The sequence below is a fragment of the Lawsonibacter celer genome, assembly GCF_014281125.1.
Taxonomy (GTDB): Bacteria; Bacillota; Clostridia; order Oscillospirales; family Oscillospiraceae; genus Lawsonibacter_B; species Lawsonibacter_B celer.
The window spans coordinates 905,001-922,228 of record NZ_JACOEA010000001.1; the positions used below are offsets into that span (position 1 = coordinate 905,001).

General features: G+C 62.3%; 18 protein-coding genes. 17 read left to right on the top strand and 1 reads right to left on the bottom strand.

Annotation, left to right across the window (positions count from 1 at the left end):
• The first annotated feature begins 24 nt into the window (after positions 1 to 24).
• The 10 genes from H9Q75_RS04395 (at position 25) to H9Q75_RS04440 (ending at position 9,526) form a co-directional block, all read left to right on the top strand.
• Positions 25 to 1,017, top strand: a complete 993-nt coding sequence (locus H9Q75_RS04395; RefSeq protein ID WP_186564899.1) for an ABC transporter permease — start codon at positions 25 to 27, stop codon at positions 1,015 to 1,017.
• Positions 1,014 to 1,841 (top strand): ABC transporter permease, encoded by an 828-nt coding sequence (locus H9Q75_RS04400; protein WP_186564900.1) that lies wholly within the window; start codon positions 1,014 to 1,016, stop codon positions 1,839 to 1,841. Before H9Q75_RS04395 ends, H9Q75_RS04400 begins: the two co-directional genes overlap by 4 nt.
• Before the next feature lie 13 nt (positions 1,842 to 1,854).
• Positions 1,855 to 2,790 carry an ABC transporter ATP-binding protein gene (locus H9Q75_RS04405; RefSeq protein WP_186564901.1) on the top strand — a complete coding sequence of 312 codons (936 nt, stop codon included), beginning with the start codon at positions 1,855 to 1,857 and terminating at the stop codon, positions 2,788 to 2,790.
• Positions 2,787 to 3,389: an ABC transporter ATP-binding protein gene (locus H9Q75_RS04410; protein WP_186564902.1), complete on the top strand. Its 603-nt coding sequence runs from the start codon at positions 2,787 to 2,789 to the stop codon at positions 3,387 to 3,389. Before H9Q75_RS04405 ends, H9Q75_RS04410 begins: the two co-directional genes overlap by 4 nt.
• Positions 3,390 to 3,599: 210 nt before the next feature.
• Complete coding sequence (locus tag H9Q75_RS04415) at positions 3,600 to 5,084, top strand: aldehyde dehydrogenase family protein (RefSeq protein WP_186564903.1); 1,485 nt, start codon at positions 3,600 to 3,602, stop codon at positions 5,082 to 5,084.
• A 173-nt stretch (positions 5,085 to 5,257) separates the two neighbouring features.
• Positions 5,258 to 6,157 carry a precorrin-6B methylase gene (locus H9Q75_RS04420; protein ID WP_186564904.1) on the top strand — a complete coding sequence of 300 codons (900 nt, stop codon included), beginning with the start codon at positions 5,258 to 5,260 and terminating at the stop codon, positions 6,155 to 6,157.
• Positions 6,158 to 6,512: 355 nt separating this feature from the next.
• A complete protein-coding gene (locus H9Q75_RS04425; RefSeq protein WP_186564905.1) occupies positions 6,513 to 7,094 on the top strand; it encodes a 2-oxoacid:acceptor oxidoreductase family protein in 582 nt (193 codons plus the stop codon).
• The gene (locus tag H9Q75_RS04430; protein ID WP_186564906.1) at positions 7,091 to 7,399 is read left to right on the top strand and encodes a 4Fe-4S binding protein; all 309 of its coding nucleotides are present in this window, start codon (positions 7,091 to 7,093) and stop codon (positions 7,397 to 7,399) included. Before H9Q75_RS04425 ends, H9Q75_RS04430 begins: the two co-directional genes overlap by 4 nt.
• Entirely contained in the window at positions 7,396 to 8,595 is a 1,200-nt protein-coding gene (porA, locus tag H9Q75_RS04435; RefSeq protein ID WP_186564907.1) for a pyruvate ferredoxin oxidoreductase, read from the top strand. The genes H9Q75_RS04430 and porA overlap by 4 nt, the downstream gene beginning before the upstream one ends.
• 1 nt (position 8,596) lies before the next feature.
• A complete protein-coding gene (locus tag H9Q75_RS04440) occupies positions 8,597 to 9,526 on the top strand; it encodes a thiamine pyrophosphate-dependent enzyme (protein WP_186564908.1) in 930 nt (309 codons plus the stop codon).
• A gap of 52 nt (positions 9,527 to 9,578) precedes the next feature.
• Here the strand turns inward: H9Q75_RS04440 and H9Q75_RS04445 are convergent, their stop codons facing one another.
• Positions 9,579 to 10,082 (bottom strand): GreA/GreB family elongation factor, encoded by a 504-nt coding sequence (locus tag H9Q75_RS04445; RefSeq protein ID WP_186564909.1) that lies wholly within the window; start codon positions 10,080 to 10,082, stop codon positions 9,579 to 9,581.
• A 317-nt stretch (positions 10,083 to 10,399) separates the two neighbouring features.
• Here H9Q75_RS04445 and cdd point away from each other — a divergent pair, with 317 nt between their 5' ends.
• The 7 genes from cdd to H9Q75_RS04480 all read left to right on the top strand — a co-directional run bounded on the left by cdd (position 10,400) and on the right by H9Q75_RS04480 (position 17,188).
• Complete coding sequence (gene cdd, locus H9Q75_RS04450; RefSeq protein WP_186564910.1) at positions 10,400 to 10,798, top strand: cytidine deaminase; 399 nt, start codon at positions 10,400 to 10,402, stop codon at positions 10,796 to 10,798.
• 88 nt (positions 10,799 to 10,886) lie between these two features.
• Complete coding sequence (locus H9Q75_RS04455) at positions 10,887 to 12,047, top strand: DUF362 domain-containing protein (RefSeq protein WP_186564911.1); 1,161 nt, start codon at positions 10,887 to 10,889, stop codon at positions 12,045 to 12,047.
• Between the two features lie 90 nt (positions 12,048 to 12,137).
• Positions 12,138 to 12,350 (top strand): DUF378 domain-containing protein, encoded by a 213-nt coding sequence (locus H9Q75_RS04460; protein ID WP_186564912.1) that lies wholly within the window; start codon positions 12,138 to 12,140, stop codon positions 12,348 to 12,350.
• Between the two features lie 146 nt (positions 12,351 to 12,496).
• Positions 12,497 to 12,760 (top strand): metal-sensing transcriptional repressor, encoded by a 264-nt coding sequence (locus H9Q75_RS04465; RefSeq protein WP_186564913.1) that lies wholly within the window; start codon positions 12,497 to 12,499, stop codon positions 12,758 to 12,760.
• A gap of 44 nt (positions 12,761 to 12,804) precedes the next feature.
• Positions 12,805 to 15,354 (top strand): heavy metal translocating P-type ATPase, encoded by a 2,550-nt coding sequence (locus H9Q75_RS04470; protein WP_186564914.1) that lies wholly within the window; start codon positions 12,805 to 12,807, stop codon positions 15,352 to 15,354.
• 144 nt (positions 15,355 to 15,498) lie between these two features.
• Complete coding sequence (locus H9Q75_RS04475) at positions 15,499 to 15,975, top strand: MarR family winged helix-turn-helix transcriptional regulator (protein ID WP_186564915.1); 477 nt, start codon at positions 15,499 to 15,501, stop codon at positions 15,973 to 15,975.
• Positions 15,965 to 17,188: an MFS transporter gene (locus H9Q75_RS04480; protein ID WP_186564916.1), complete on the top strand. Its 1,224-nt coding sequence runs from the start codon at positions 15,965 to 15,967 to the stop codon at positions 17,186 to 17,188. Before H9Q75_RS04475 ends, H9Q75_RS04480 begins: the two co-directional genes overlap by 11 nt.
• The last annotated feature ends 40 nt before the right edge of the window (positions 17,189 to 17,228 follow it).

Consider the following 17,228-nt stretch of genomic DNA (forward strand, 5'->3'; position numbering starts at 1 on the left):
ACCAAGAGATAAGGAAGTGATTCCATGAGGCACCGCCTGGGTTTCGCGGGCAAAAAGCTGCTGCGCATGGTTCTGCTGCTGCTGGGTGTGAGTCTGGCCGCCTTTCTACTCATGTCTGCCTCCCCGCTGGATCCGCTGCAGACCAACGTAGGTCAGGCGGCCCTGGGCTCCATGAGCCCGGAGCAGGTTGCCAGGCTGGAGGAGTACTGGGGGGTGCACACGCCCCCGGTCCAGCGGTATCTGGGCTGGCTGGGCGACTTTCTCCGGGGCGACATGGGCACCTCCCTGCTCTACCGGGCGCCGGTGCGCCAGGTTCTGGGGGAGCGGCTGGCCAATTCCCTGTGGCTGATGGTCTTTGCCTGGATCTTTTCCGGCATCCTGGGCCTGGTTTTGGGGGTAACGGCCGGGGCCAACCGGGGCCGGCTGCCGGACCGGATCATCCGGGGCTGCTGCCTCACTATTTCCAGCACTCCCGCCTTCTGGCTGGCACTGCTGCTGCTTGTGATCTTCGCCGTGTGGCTGGGGGTGCTGCCCATCGGCCTGTCCATCCCCATCGGGGCGGACGCGGCCAGTGTCACCCTGGCCGACCGGCTGCGCCACGCGGCGCTCCCCGCCCTGACCCTGAGCATTACCGGAATGGCCAACATCGCCCTGCACACCCGTGAGAAGATGGCCGACATCATGACCTCCGACTATGTGCTCTTCGCCCGGGCGCGTGGGGAGCCCAAGGGCTCCATCATCTGGCGCCACGGGCTGCGCAATGTGGCGCTGCCCGCCCTGACGCTACAGTTCGCCTCCATCAGCGAGATCTTCGGCGGCTCGGTGCTGGTGGAGCAGGTGTTCTCCTATCCCGGCCTGGGACAGGCCGCCGTGACCGCCGGACTGGGCGGCGACCTGCCCCTGCTGCTGGGCATCACGGTAATCAGCGCGGCCATTGTCTTTGGGGGCAATTTGATTGCCGACCTGCTCTACGGCATTGTGGACCCGCGCATACGGAGAGGGGTGGCCTGCACATGAAGCGCCGCCGCAACCGCCGGCAGGACACCCGTCTGCTGCTCCTCTTCGCCGCCGGAGGGCTGTTCGCGGCAGCCCTGGTGGGGCTGCTGCTGTCCGACCGGGCCATGGTGACCGACTTCTCCCAAAAGAACCTGGCCCCCTGCCTCCGCCATCCCTTCGGCACCGACTGGATGGGGCGGGATATGCTCGCCCGCACCCTGGCCGGGCTGTCCCTGAGCATCCGCATCGGCGCGCTCACCGCGGCGGTGAGCGCGGCCGCAGCGCTGGTCCTGGGCGTGGCCGCCGCCGTGCTGGGCCGGTGGGCGGACGCAGTCATCTCCTGGTGCATCGACCTGGTGATGGGGATACCCCATATTCTGCTGGTCCTGCTGATCTCCCTGGCCTTCGGCCGGGGCTTTGCCGGGGTGGTGGCCGGGGTGGCCCTGAGCCACTGGCCCAGCCTGGCCCGGGTCATCCGCGGGGAGGTGCTCCAGCTGCAGCAGGCCCCCTATGTGTGCTCGGCGGGACGGCTGGGGGTCTCCCGGCTGCGCATCGCCAGGACTCACCTGTTCCCCCACCTGCTGCCCCAGTTTCTCATCGGGCTGATCCTCCAATTCCCCCACGCCATTCTCCACGAGGCCAGCATCACCTTTCTGGGCTTCGGACTGCCGCCGGAGCAGCCCGCCATCGGGGTGATCCTGTCCGAGAGCATGCGCTATCTCACCACTGGGAAGTGGTGGCTGGCGGTCTTTCCCGGCTTTGCCCTGGTGCTGATGGTCCTGCTTTTCGCCCTGGTGGGGGAGCGGCTGCGCCAGCTGCTGGACCCGGCCAGCCTGCATGAATAAAGGAGGGAGCAAAATGGAACCTATTCTGGAGGTGTCCCGCCTGTCCATCTCCTTTACCCAGTACGACCGGGGCGTGCACCAGCGCCGGCTCCCCGTCATCCGGGACCTGTCCCTGACCATCGCGCCGGGGCAGGTGGCGGCGGTAGTGGGGTCCAGCGGCTCGGGCAAGAGCCTGCTGGCCCACGCTATTTTAGGCATTCTCCCCTACAACGCCCATCTGGAAGGGCAGCTGCGCTACCGGGGCGCACCCCTCACGCCCCGGCGCATGGAGGCGCTGCGGGGACATGAGATCGTCCTAGTGCCTCAGAACGCCGGCTATCTGGACCCGCTGATGAAAGTGGGGCCGCAGATCCGGAAGGGCCGCCGGGACAAGGCTGCCCGGTCCCGAAGCCTTGGGGTGCTGGCCCGCTACGGCCTGGGCCCGGAGACTGAGGACCTCTACCCCTTTGAGCTTTCCGGCGGCATGGCCCGGCGGGTGCTCATCTCCACCGCCGTGGCGGAGTCCCCCCGCCTGGTCATCGCGGACGAGCCCACCCCCGGCCTGGACGCCCGGGCTGCCGGGCGCATCTTGGGCCACTTCCGGGAGATTGCCGACGGCGGGGCAGGCGTGCTTCTCATCACCCACGATCTGGAGCTGGCCCTCACCATCGCCGACCGGGTGGCGGTCTTTTACGCCGGGGAGACGGTGGAGGAGGCCGCCGCCGCGGATTTCGCCCGCCTGGAACGCCTTCGCCACCCCTATACCCGCGCCCTGTGGCATGCTCTGCCCCAAAACGGCTTTCAATCCATTCCCGGCGGCCAGCCCTACCCCGGCGCGCAGCCACCGGGCTGCGCCTTTGCCCCCCGCTGTCCCGACGCCCGGCCAGAGTGCGGGGGGGCCGTCCCCTGGCGGCCCTTTCAGGGCGGAATGGTGCGCTGTCTGTATCCAAAGGGAGGAACTGCGGTATGAGTCTGGAGGCCCAACGCCTCTCCTTTCACTACCCCCGCGGCGGGCATGTGCCTGTGCTCCGGTCGGTGAGCCTCTCCATTGCCCCCGGGGAACGAGTGGGCCTGACCGCTTCCAGCGGCCGGGGCAAAACAACATTATGCAAGCTTATGTCCGGCTACGAGCGTGCCGCCGGGGGGCAGGTTCTGCTGGACGGCAGGCCCCTGGGCACCTACCGCGGGTTCTGTCCGGTGCAGCTGATCTGGCAGGACCCGGCGGCTGCAGTGGACCCGCTTCTCCCCCTGGGGGATACCCTGAGGGAGGCCGGCCCGGCGGACCCGGAGCTGCTGCGCGCCCTGCACATTGAGCAGGACTGGCTTAAGCGCTACCCGGCCGAGCTCTCCGGCGGCGAGCTGCAGCGCTTCTGCATCGCCCGCGCCCTCCAACCCGGTCTGCGCTATCTGCTCTGCGATGAGATCACCGCCATGCTGGATCTGATTGGCCAGGCACAGCTCTGGGAATTTCTTCTGGCCGAGGCGAAACGGCGGAACCTGGGCCTGCTGATTGTCAGTCACGCCCGCCCCCTACTGGAGCGACTGTGCACCCGCATCGAAACCCTGTAACCTCCTCAGCTTCAAACCTTTCGGTTTAAATGAACCGAAAGGTTTTCAATTTATCGTTTCTTTTTATGGTCAACATGCACACTTCCTTCTTCTCTTTTTCGTCTTTCTGCCCATTGTTTTTTTCGAACAATTGAGTATGATTAAAGTGTATTTCAGGCAAAATAGAGCGATATTGTTACCATTTTCACAATATATAAGGGAGGTATTACCATGGAGAAAACTGTTCTCGACCGCTATCAGCTTTATATCAACGGCAAGTGGGTAGACGCCAGCGACGGCGCCACCTTTCAGACCCGTTGCCCCGCCAATGGGGAAGTGCTCTCCACCTGCGCCGCGGCCACCCAGGCGGATGTGGACGCCGCCGTCACCGCCGCCTGGGAGGCTTTTCAGAGCTGGAAAAACGTTACGGTTAATGAGCGGGCCGCTATTTTGAATCAGGTGGCCGATATCATTGAAGCCAATGCCGAGCACCTGGCCATGGTGGAATCCCTGGACAACGGCAAGCCCATCCGGGAGACCCTGGCCATTGACATCCCCTATTCCGCGCGCCACTTCCGCTACTTCGCCGGGTGCATTATGGCGGAGGAGGGCTCCGCCACGATGCTGGACAACAACACCCTGAGCCTGATCCTCCGGGAGCCCATCGGTGTGGTGGGCCAGATTGTCCCCTGGAACTTCCCCTTCCTGATGGCCGCCTGGAAGCTGGCCCCCGTGCTGGCCGCCGGCTGCTGCACCGTGTTTAAGCCCTCCAGCGACACCTCCCTGTCTGTGCTGGAGCTGGCCCGTCTGACCCAGAGCGTTATTCCTGCGGGCGTATTCAACGTCATCACTGGCTCCGGCTCCAAGGCAGGCCAGTATATCCTGGATCATCCCGGCTTCCGCAAGCTGGCCTTCACCGGCTCCACCGAGGTGGGCGGCTGTGTGGCCTGCGCCGCCGCCGAGCGGCTCATCCCCTCCACCCTGGAGCTGGGCGGCAAAAGCGCCAACATCTACTTTGATGACTGCAAGTGGGATATGGCCATGGACGGCCTGCAGCTGGGCATCCTGTTCAACCAGGGTCAGGTGTGCTGCGCAGGCTCCCGTGTGTTCGTGCAGGACACCATCTATGACCGCTTTGCGGAGGAGGCCGTCAAGCGCTTCAACGCCGTCAAGGTGGGCCTGCCCTGGGACCGTGAGACCCAGATGGGCGCCCAGATCAACGAAAGCCAGATCAAAAAGATTCTCAAGTATATCGCAATCGGCCGGGACGAGGGCGCCACGGTGGCCTGCGGCGGCGAGCGCGCCGTGGAAGGCGAGCTGGCCAAGGGCTGCTTCATGAAGCCCACTCTGCTCACCAACGTGACCAACCAGATGCGGGTGGCCCGGGAGGAGATCTTCGGGCCTGTGGCCTGTATCATCAAGTTCCATGACGAGGACGAGGTGATCGCCATGGCCAACGACAGCGACTACGGCCTGGGCGGCGCCGTATGGACCCGGGACATCAACCGGGCCATCCGGGTCTCCCGCGGGATTGAGACCGGGCGCATGTGGGTCAACACCTACAACGCCATTCCGGAGGGCGCCCCCTTCGGCGGCTACAAGGCCAGCGGCATTGGACGCGAAACTCACAAAGTCATTCTGGAGCACTATACCCAGATGAAGAACATTATGATCAATCTCTCCGAAGCCCCCTCCGGCTTCTATCCGGAGCCCTGACGCCTTTTCCGGCGTGGCGCCCGTTTCGGGCGGCACGCCATTTCTTTGGACACAGAACCCCTCCGCCATTGAAGCGTGCGGCAATCCATGCTATAATAAAAATAATCAGACCCGCTATCCCGCGGCAGGGGCCGTGCAGACGGCGCGGAGGAACATCAGGGGAGGCACACGGTATGGAACAGCAGCTCTTCAGCAATTCCCACATTCTGGCCTGGCTCCAGTATTTTTCCGAGCACACCCAGGTGGATCTGGAAAAGGTCAAAATTCTGGACATCACCCGCAAGAACAAAAACCTCATCCCCACGGTGGAGTCCCATTCCGCTGTGCTGGTCTTTACCGAGGCCGGGCACCCGGACATCTTCTACCGCATGTGGGACGCCGGTTTGGGCGAGTGCGAGGTGTGGTACAACGAAGGCTCGGAGCCCTCCGGCCCGATCCTGCACAAGCCCCTGCGGGAGATGATCAACCGGGGCATCAACGCCTCGGCGGGCATGCTGATCCTCAACCCCACCGCCCGTTCCACCTATAAGATCGGCATGCGAAACTCCAGCTTTTCCCGGGGCTCCATCCACTATGTGGGCAGCGAGATCCGCTCGGTTATCCTCAACAAGATGCACCTGGCCCAGGGGGATACTGTGTGCATCATCAGCGGGGAATCCATCGCCGTGGAGTCCGCGATCCTGGCGCCCGAGGGCACGGTCATCGCCGTGGAGTACAACCAGAACGACCGGAACACCATGGAGGAGAACGCCCATCAGTTCGGACTGAACAACATCGCCATCATCGACCATGTGGACGATGAAAGCCTGAGGAACCTGCCGGTGCCCAGCCTGACCATGCTGGTGGCCTCCGCCAGCATGGAGCAGGAGATCGAGTGCCTGCTGCGGCGCAACCCCCACATGGAATTTGTCATCTATACCCTGGATTTCCCCTGCGCCGCCTCTCTGCCCGCGCTGTTTGAGCGCTACGGCATCGGCGAGACCGAGGTCATTCAGATTGCGGTGTCCAAGCTCAACAGCAAGCATCAGCTGGTAGCTGAGCCCGCCCCTTGGCTCATCAGCGGCAAAGCCTGATGGAAATACATTCAAAATTTGTGTGTTTTAGTGGTTGACATCTGTGCGCCAGGCATCTATAATCTACTTAACCTCATCCAGGAAAGATGATGATGGAGACAGTAGGACCCGATGGAAGAGCACAGAGAGCCGGTGTCTGGTGGAAATCCGGCGTCAGGAAATCGGGTGTGAAGATCACTCCGGAGTTGCGGCTTGAAATCCCTAGGGGAGAGTAGATGCCGACGGGTTTCCCCGTTACAGGAAGCGCGTATGTTGGTACGCCGTAATTGGGTGGTACAGCGAAGGCTTTTACAGGCGTTCGTCCCTTTACAGGGGGCGGACGCCTGTTTTTTACAGTCTTGGGAGGGAACCGATCATGGACAGACAAATGGTAGAAATCCGTTGGCACGGCCGGGGCGGCCAGGGGGCCAAGACCGCCTGCCTGCTGCTGGCCGACGCGGCCTTTGCCTCGGGCAAGTATGTGCAGGGCTTCCCCGAGTACGGGCCGGAGCGCATGGGCGCGCCTATTACCGCTTACAACCGCATCAGCGACGCGCCCTGCACCATCCACTCCAACATCTATGAGCCGGACTACGTGGTGGTGGTGGACGAGTCCCTGCTCTCCTCGGTGGACGTGACCGCCGGGCTCAGCCCCAAGGGGGCCATCGTGGTGAACTCCCCCCGCTCCGCCCAGGCGCTGCGCCCCCTTCTGCGGGGCTATGCCGGCGGAGTGTACGCCATCGACGCCCGGAAGATCTCTGAGGAGCACCTGGGGGGCTACTTCCCCAACACTCCCATGCTCTCCGCCATTGTACAGGTCAGCCGGGTGCTGGAGCCCGGGCGCTTCATCGCGGATATGGAGGCATCCTTCCGCCACAAATTCGCCACCAAGCCCCAGGTGATCCAGGGCAATATGAACTGTCTCATTCAATCCATGAAGGAGGTGCGGGGCGCATGAGCATCCACGCCAAAGACATCAGCGAGCACTCCCCCTGGCAGGAGATGACCCCCGGCGGGGAGATCTACGAGGGGGGCACCGCCCGCCTGACCCGCACCGGCGAGTGGCGCTCCGACGTACCGGTGTGGGAGCCGGACAAATGCCGCCAGTGCCTGCTGTGCGCCCCCTTCTGCCCGGATTCCTCCATTCCGGTGAAGGAGGGCAAGCGCCTGGACTTCGACCTGGACCACTGCAAGGGCTGCGGTATCTGCTACAAGGTCTGCCCCTTCCAGGCCATTCACATGGAGCAGGAGGTGCACGAATGAGCATTCGAGAGCGTCTTTCCGGCAACGAGGCCATTGCCTACGCCATGCGGCAGATCAACCCCGATGTCTTTGCCGCCTTCCCCATCACCCCTTCCACTGAGATTCCCCAATACTTCGCCCAGTACGTGGCCGACGGCCGGGTGAATACGGAATACGTCACCGTGGAGAGTGAGCATTCCTCCATGTCCACCTGCGTGGGCGCGGCGGCAGCCGGCGCCCGGGCGGTGACCGCCACCTCCTCCTGTGGCCTGGCCTTTATGTATGAAATGCTGTACGTGGCGGCCTCTGCCCGGCTGCCCATCACCCTGGCCTGCGTCAACCGCACCCTCACCGGTCCCATTAACATCAACAACGACCACTCCGACTCCATGGGCGCCCGGGACTCCGGCTGGATCCAGATCTACGCGGAGAACAACCAGGAGGCCTATGACAACTACCTCCAGGCCATGCGCATCTCCGAGACTCCCGACGTGCGCCTGCCCATCATGATCTGCCAGGACGGCTTCATCACCTCCCACGCAGTGGAGAACATCCTGCTGGAGGAGGACACTGCGGTGAAGGCCTTTGTGGGGGAGTACAACCCGGAGCACGCCCTCATCGGCCGGGACCACCCCCTGGCGGTTGGCCCCTACGACACCTGCCCCTACTGCATGGAGCACAAGGTGCAGCAGGCCGAGGCCATGAAGAACGCCAAGCGGGCCATTCTGGACGTGGCCGCAGACTTTGAAAAGACCTTTGGCCGGAAATACGGCTTCTTTGAGGCATACCGCATGGAGGACGCCCAGGTGGCCCTGGTGCTCATCGGCTCCACCGCTGGCACCGCCAAGGCGTGCGTGGAGCAGCTCCGCGCCCAGGGAGTCAAGGCCGGGCTGATTAAGCTGCGGGTGTTCCGCCCCTTCCCCATGGAGGAGATCGCCGCCGCCCTGTCCCATGTGAAGGCCGTGGCTGTCATGGACAAGAGCGAGGGTAACTCCGCCTGCGGCGGGCCGCTGTTTGCCGAGGTGCGCTCCGCCTGCTACGACCTGGAGCGGCGGCCCATGCTGATTGACGTTGTCTACGGCCTGGCGGGCCGGGACTGCGCGGTGGAGGACATCGAGAAGGTGTACCGCCACCTGCTGAACATGGTAGCGACCGGCGAGACCGGCCCCAGGTACATCCACATGGGCCAGCGCAGCAATCAACAGGAGGTGCTCTGAAATGGCTTACAATCACAAGGTTGAACTGAGCAAGCCCGAGCGATTTGTGGGCGGGCACCGTCTCTGCGCCGGGTGCGGCGCGGGCATCGTCTGCCGGGCCATGACCCGGGCGTTGGACGAGGGTGACAAGGCGGTCATCTGCAACGCCACCGGCTGTCTGGAGGTCTCCTCCTTCCTGTACCCCTACACCGCCTGGGAGGACAGCTATATCCACTCCGCCTTTGAGAACGCCTCCGCCACCTGCGGCGGCGTGGAGGCGGCCTACAGCGCCCTCAAGCGCAAGGGTAAAATCGACGGCACCTACAAATTCCTCACCATCGGCGGCGACGGCGGCACCTACGACATCGGCTTCCAGTCCCTCTCCGGGGCCATGGAGCGGGGCCATGACATGACCTACTTCTGCTACGACAATGAGGCATACATGAACACGGGCATCCAGCGCTCCTCCTCCACCCCCCGCTTCGCCAATGCCACCACCAGCCCCACGGGCACGGCCTCTCTGGGCAAAAAACAGAACAAAAAGGACCTGACCGAAATCATGGCAGCCCACAACATCCCCTATGTGGCCCAGACCACCTTTATCGGCAATTTCAAGGACTTCCATGAGAAGGCCCGCCGGGCCATCTACACCCCCGGCCCCGCCTTTGTCAACGTGATGGCCCCCTGCCCCCGGGGCTGGCAGTACGCCCCGGAGCTGCTCCCCCAGATCTGCAAAATGGCGGTGGAGACCTGCGTGTGGCCCCTGTACGAGGTCATCGAGGGCAAGTGGCAACTCAGCTATGAGCCGAAAAAGAAGCTGCCCGTCACCGAGTTTATGAAGCTGCAGGGGCGCTTCAAGCACTGCTTCCAGCCCGGCAGCGAGTGGACCCTGGAGGCCGCCCAGCAGTATGTGGACGAGCAATGGGAAAAGCTGCTCAGCAAGTGCAATTGACACCTCTGAACATAAAAAACGGACCGGCGAGGCCGGTCCGTTCTTCTGTGCTTTAAAACCCCCGGATGGGGATACTGCCGTCGTCGCCGGCCTTTTCGATGGCCTCAATGCGCAGGTAGTAGCCATACTGCTCATTGACCTGGATATAAACTCGCTCCCCCGCCTTTTTGCCCAGCAGGGCCTTCCCCACCGGAGACTCCTTGCTGATCAGGCCGTGGAGGGCATCCTGCCGCATGGTGGTGACCACCTGGTAAACCTCTGTCTCCTTGTCCTCCTCCAGGTAGACGGTCACCTTGTCATACAGCCCCACCGCGTCGGCTGCGGAGTCCTCCCCGATCACCCGGGCGGTCTTGATCATATTTTCCAGAAAGCGGATGCGGCTCTCATTGCGGTTCTTCTCCTGCTTGGCCGCCTTGTACTCAAAATTCTCGCTCAGATCGCCGAAGGCCCGGGCCTCTTTCACCGCATCCAGCAACTGGGGGCGCAGCTGGATGCGCCGGTAGTCCAGCTCTTCCTTCATCATCTGAATGTCCTTTTTCGTCAGCTCGTCATGCATGGCAATCCTCTCCTTTTCCAGGAAGGATTATACCACACACCGGACCGCCCGGTCAAAGTCTGCGCTTTTTACAGCCCCCTTACAAAAGAAGCTTTACATTTAATCTTTTTGTAACAATTGAGGTTTTTTTCTTTAACAACTTCAGGGTATTATAATATTTGCAAGAGACAGTTTCTTTTCATTTCATTGTATCCTCTTTCCTTGGAGCGGCCGGATGTCAGGAGCAGACATCCGGCTTGTTCTATTTTTCTGCTGCGCCGCCCTTGCGTAGGCGGACCGCCTGCCGTATACTAAAGGGAAAAAGGAGGCCTTTGTCTATGACGGACCGTGAATTGGTGGATCTGGCCTTTGCCATGCTGGAACGCTCCTACGCGCCCTATTCCGGCTTTTCGGTGGGGGCCGCCCTTCTGTGCGCCGACGGCGCTGTATTCACCGGCTGCAATGTGGAGAACGCTGCTTACGGCTCCACCATCTGCGCCGAGCGCACTGCTCTGGTGAAGGCGGTGAGCGAGGGGCGTCGGGACGGCTTTGTGAAGCTGGCAGTGGCCGGGCGCTCGGCCGACTACTGCTGGCCCTGCGGTGCCTGCCGCCAGATGCTGTGGGAGTTCGCCCCCGGCCTGACCGTGCTGGTGGCCCGTGGAGACAGGGATTTCATTTCCCTCCCCCTGTCGGAGCTTCTTCCCCACGGCTTTGGCCCCAAAACCCTGGAGCCTTAGAAAAGGGAACGTTCCCAAAAACGCCCCCTTTCTTTTCCGCAGTCCCCACTTCTGAGCGTTGGATTTTTTATACTAGGAGGCATACTCCATGGCAAGCAGCAAAGTCTATGTTATCTCCTGCCCGGACTATGGGCACGCCGAGGGGGCGGTGCGGGAGCTGATTTGCCGGATGGGCGGTATGGAGCGCTTCGTCCGCCCCGGGGAGCGCATTTTTCTCAAGGTCAACCTGCTGGCCGCCGCCCGGCCGGAACAGGCCATCACGGTCCACCCAGCCGTGGCCGCCGCCGTGGGCAGGCTGGCCGTGGAGGCCGGGGCGCAGGTAGTGCTGGGGGACAGCCCCGGCGGTGCCTACAAGGAGGGCATTCTGCGGGGCGTGTACGAGAAATGCGGCATGGCCCATGCCGCCCGTGAGGCCGGCATGGAACTCAACTACGACGTATCCGGCCGGCAGGTGTCCTATCCGGAGGGGCGGCTGATGAAGCACATGGAGCTTATCGCCCCTGCGGTGGAGTGCGACGGGATACTCAATCTGTGCAAGATGAAAACCCACCTGTTCATGCACATGACCGGCGCGGTGAAAAATCTCTTCGGCCTGATTCCCGGCCTGTCCAAGGTGGGCTTCCACGCCAACCTGCCGGACAAGGGGCAGTTCGCCCACATGCTGCTGGATCTGGCCGGATGTGCCCGCCCCCGGCTGAATCTCATGGACGCGGTGCTGGCCATGGAGGGCGAGGGGCCGGGCACATCCGGCACACCCCGGCAGGTGGGCCTGTTACTGGCCGCAGAGGACCCCCTAGCCTTGGACGTGGCGGCCGCCGAGATCATGGGCCTGCCCCGGGCCAACAACCCCCTTCTGCTGGCCGCGGAGGAGCGGGGTCTCTCCCCCAGCCGGATCGGGGACGTGGAGATCGTCGGTGCCGCGCTGGACGACCTGCGTATTCCGGACTACCGTTTTCCCGCCCATGTGAGCTCCAATCTGATCGGCACCTTCCTGGGCCCCCTGACCGGACCGGCAGCGCACTTGTGCAAATCAGCTCTGGCCCAGGCCCCTAAGGTGGACGCGGCGGTCTGTGTCAAATGCGGTATCTGCAGACAGTCCTGCCCCGCCCAGGCCATCTCCATGTCCGGCCCGGCCGGGGTCGCCCGGATTGACCCAAAGCGCTGTATCCGCTGCTACTGCTGCCATGAGCTGTGCCCCAGGCAGGCCGTGCGGCTGAAAAAGGGCCTTCTCTCCCGTCTGTTGGGATAAACCTTTAAAAATTTTTTCTCTTTTGTATGAATCCCTCAAAAGCTGGTGATACTACGGGCAGTATCTCAATTTTGAGGAGGAACATATTCTATGGTTATTGATAAAATCGCTCTTGTTTTAGCCATCATCGGTGGCCTCAACTGGGGCAGCATCGGCATCTTCGGCTTCGACCTTGTCGCCTTTGCCTTCGGTGGGCAGACCAGTGCCTTCAGCCGCGTCATTTATACCCTGGTGGGTCTGGCGGCCATCTGGTGTATTTCCCTGCTCTTCCGCACAGGCGACTCTGTGGACGAGCGGACCTAAACAGCTCAATTACGCGGGGGCCGGTCCAACGGACCGGCCCCTTTGCCCTGCTCCAAAAAATTGCGCCGCTCTCCTTGACAAATTCCTACTCATGCGCTACGCTATATACACTCCCCCCCAGGGGGGTATCAAGGAGGTGGCTTGCCATGATGGCCGACACGCAAAAGGTGACCCGTCTGCTTAAGACCGCCCGCGGGCAGCTGGACGGTATTCTCAAAATGGTGGAAGACGACCGCTACTGCATTGATATTTCCCAGCAGATCATGGCCACAGAGGCCCTTTTAAACAAACTGAACAAGGAAATTCTCTCCGCCCATTTGAAGCACTGTGTCCAGTGCGCCGCCAACGACCATGAGCGGGAGGAAAAAATCAATGAATTTATCTCTACTTTGGACCGAATCCTCAAGTAACTGCAGACTCCGCATTGCTGCGCATTAGAAAGTCTGGTGTATCCATGAAAAAGCAAAAATTCAACGTAACCGGCATGACCTGTTCGGCCTGCTCCGCCCATGTGGAGAAGGCCGTACGCAAGGTCAGCGGCGTTAAAGACGTCAACGTCAGCCTGCTGAGCAACTCCATGCTGGTGGACTATGACGAAAGCGCCACTGGCCCGGACGCAATCATTGCGGCCGTGGTCTCCGGCGGCTACGGGGCTGCACTCCCCCAGAGCGGCGGCAAACAGGCGGCCGCTCCCACCGGCCTCTCCCCCATGGAGGAGGAGCTGCGGAGCATGAAGCGCCGGCTCATTGTTTCCTTCTGCTTCCTCATTCCCCTGTTTTATCTGGCCATGGGGCATATGATGGGCTGGCCTCTGCCCGCCTTCTTCCATGATCCCCAGAACGTATTCATCTTGGCCTTCCTCCAGTTCCTGCTGGTGCTGCCCATTTTGTATGTCAACGACAAGTACTTCAAGGTGGGTTTCAAGACCCTGGCCAAGCGCGCCCCCAATATGGACTCCCTCATTGCCATCGGCGCCGCCGCGGCGGTGGTATACGGCGCGGCGGCCCTGTTCCAGATCGGCTACGGCCTGGGGCACGGGGACATGGAGCGGGTCAATCACTATGCCATGGACCTGTATTTTGAGTCCGCCGGCATGATCCTCACGCTGATCACCCTGGGCAAATATCTGGAGACCCGCTCCAAGGGCAAGACCGGCCAGGCCATTACCCGGCTGATGGATCTGGCGCCCAAGACCGCCACCGTGCTCCGGGACGGGCAGGAGGTGGAGCTCTCCGTGGAAGAGGTGGCCGTAGGCGACCGGATTCTGGTCCGCCCCGGCGGCCGCATCCCGGTGGACGGCGTGGTGATCGAGGGGAACTCCTCGGTGGACGAGTCTGCCCTGACCGGCGAGAGCCTGCCGGTGGAGAAGAGCCCCGGCGACAAGGTGGCGGCCGCCTCCATCAACAAGTCCGGCTCCTTCACCTTCCAGGCCCTGCGCGTGGGGGAGAACACCACTCTGGCCCAGATGATCCGCCTGGTGGAGGAAGCCTCTTCCTCCAAGGCCCCCATCGCCAAGTTGGCCGACCGGGTCGCCGGCATATTTGTCCCCGCGGTCATCGTCATTGCCCTGATCACCGCTGCAGTGTGGCTCATTGCCACGGGCGGCAATATTGAGCGCGCCCTGACCTCCGGTGTAGCCGTTCTGGTCATCTCCTGCCCCTGCGCCCTGGGCCTAGCCACCCCGGTGGCCATCATGGTAGGTACGGGCAAGGGCGCGGAAAACGGCATCCTCATTAAATCCGCCGAGGCCCTGGAGACCCTGCACACCATCCAGACCGTGGTGCTGGACAAGACCGGCACCCTCACCCAGGGCAAGCCGGTGGTCACCGACTGCTATCCCAACGAGGGGACCACCACGGAGGAGCTGCTCTGCGTGGCCGCCTCCCTGGAGAAGCCTTCGGAGCATCCCCTGGCCGACGCCATTGTGGGAGAGGCCGAACGCCGCGGCATCCCCCTCGCCCCGGTGGAACAGTTTCTGGCCGCGCCCGGCCGCGGGATCCGCGGCATCATTCACAGCACTCCCATTCTGGCGGGCAACAAGGCCATGATGGAGGAGGCAGGGGTGGTCCTGGCAGGCTTTGACCTGATTGCAGGCGAGCTGGCCAAGGCAGGCAAGACCCCTCTCTACTTTGCCGAGGGAACGGGTATGCTGGGCGTAGTGGCCGTGGCCGACACCCCCAAGCCCACCAGCGCCGCCGCTGTGGCCGGCTTCCGGTCCCTTGGCATTGATGTTGTTATGCTGACCGGAGACAACCAGCGCACGGCCGAAGCGGTGGGCCGGGAGCTGGGCGTGGACCGGGTGATTGCCGAGGTCCTGCCCCAGGACAAGGAGCGCCAGGTGGCCGCCCTCCAGGCCGAGGGCAAGCGGGTGGCCATGGTGGGCGACGGCATCAACGACGCCCCCGCCCTGGCCCGTGCGGACGTTGGCATCGCCATCGGCGCGGGCACCGATGTGGCCATTGAGAGCGCCGACATCGTACTGATGAAAAGCGATCTGCTGGACGCGGTGACCGCCGTGCGGCTGAGCAAGGCCACCATCCGCAATATCAAGCAGAACCTGTTCTGGGCCTTCTTCTACAACATCATCTGCATCCCCGTGGCCGCCGGAGCGCTGGTTCTCTTCGGAGGGCCCCAGCTCTCCCCCATGTTTGCCGCCGCGGCCATGAGCCTGTCCTCTGTGTGCGTGGTTTCCAACGCCCTGCGGCTCAAACTCTTCCGCCCGGCGGAGCCCCAGAACGCCGCCCCCGTATCCCACTCCCCCGCTGCGGGTGAGATAATAATCGAAAAAGGAGAACAATCTGTTATGGAAAAAAAGCTGACCATTGAAGGCATGATGTGCAAAAACTGCGTGGCCCATGTTTCCAAAGCCCTCAACGCCCTGGACGGCGTGACCGCCTCGGTGGACCTGGAGTCCAAAACCGCCGTTGTCACCGGCAGTGCCAGCGACGAGGCGCTGAAAAAAGCTGTGGAGGATGCCGGCTATCAGGTGACCTCCATCCAGTAAGCGCCCCTGTGTCCCACAGAGTGCACAACCTGATTCCAGGAGCGGAGACCTTGTGGTCTCCGCTCTTTTTTGATTGACAAACCAGAAAGATGTGGTATCATCTATTTTAGTTGATTGCACATCTTTTTATGTCAGGAGAGCGCAATGGATATTACAAGAAGGCAGATCACAAAAATTGCCCGTGAGGTGGGCAAATTCACCGTCCGCACCCTTCGTGCCGACGGCATTGGGACCGGAGAATTTGATGTGCTCCACGTCATACGCAAGAACCCCGGCATCACCCAGTCCGGTGTATGCAGAGTCCTCGGTCTAGACAAGGGCGCTGTGGCGCGGCAGACCGCCAGTCTGGAGAGCAAGGGCTATTTGATCCGCCGGGAACATCCGGCAGATGGCAGAAGCCAGCTCCTGTTCGCCACGGAGAAGGCCGAGGGGCTGAAGCATTCCAAAGCACATGTGGAGACCCTGTTCTATGAATGGCTGCTGCAGCCCCTCTCGGAGGAGCAGCGGCAGACCTTTGCCGGACTGCTGGAGATCCTCTATCTTCGCTGCAAGGCGGAGAGCAAGGCGGACTTTCCGGAAGTGGCCCGGCTGGTAAAGGAGGAAACACCCTATGAAGCATAAGAACCGCAGGCTCTCTCAGGCCATGCTGTTTATCCTGCTCTTTGGGATTGTCAGCCTGTTCTCCGATATGACCCACGAAGGGGCGTCCAGCATCCGGGGAGCCTATTTTTCCCTGCTGGGCGCCTCGGCCGGAGCCATCGGCTTTGTCTCCGGCCTGGGCGAGATGATTGGCTATTCCATGCGCTATGTCTTTGGCCGGCTCACCGACAAGACCAAGCGGTACTGGCCCATGACCATCGCGGGCTATGTGCTGGATGTGCTGGCCGTCCCGGCCCTGGCCCTGGTGGGGGAGCACGGCTGGGTGTGGGCCTGCCTGCTGCTGGTGATTCAGCGGATGGGCAAGGCGATCAAGAAGCCCGCCAAGGACACGATCATGTCCTTCGCCGCCTCCCAGGAGGGGGTGGGCAAGAGCTTTGGCATTCAGGAGGTGCTGGATCAGATCGGTGCCTTCCTGGGGCCGGTGCTGCTCTATCTGGTCCTGCTGTTTCAGACCCAGGGAAGCACCTTCCAGAGCTACGCCGCCTGCTTCGCGGTGCTGGCCGTACCGGGCGCTATTACCCTGATCCTGCTCCTTGTGACCCGGCGCAAATTCCCCAACCCGGAGCAGTTTGAGCCCTCCCCCAAGACTTATATCCCCTTCCGGATGAAACGCGAATTTATCCTCTATATTGCCGGGATCAGCCTCTTCGCCTTCGGCTTTATCGATTACTCCATTATCATCATGCACGTCTCCCGGACCTACACCAGGCTTGCCTCCGGGCTCGCCGAGACCTCCTCTCTGGTCAATACAGGCACCCTGCCGCTGCTCTACGCCGGGGCCATGCTGGTGGACGCCGCGGCCGCACTGCTCTTCGGGCTCCTGTACGACAAAAAGGGTGTGAAGGCCCTGGTCTGGTCCACCGTCATTTCCGCTCCCTTTGCCATCTTCGTGTTTTCCTTCCGCTCGGTGCCGGCCCTCCTGCTGGGCATTGCCCTCTGGGGGATCGGCATGGGCGCTCAGGAATCCATTTTGAAGGCCGCCGTCACCAATATGGTCCCCAAGGACAGCCGGGCCACCGGCTACGGCATTTTTGAGTGTTCCTTCGGGATATTCTGGTTCCTGGGGAGTTGGCTTTTAGGGGTGCTCTACGACATCAGTGTCCCGGCCATGGTGGCCGTCTCCGTTGCCGCCCAGCTGGCGGCCATCCCCCTGTATCTCCGCTCCGCAAAGTAGGCAGACAGCAAAAATGTTAGGTCAACATGGCCCGAAAAAT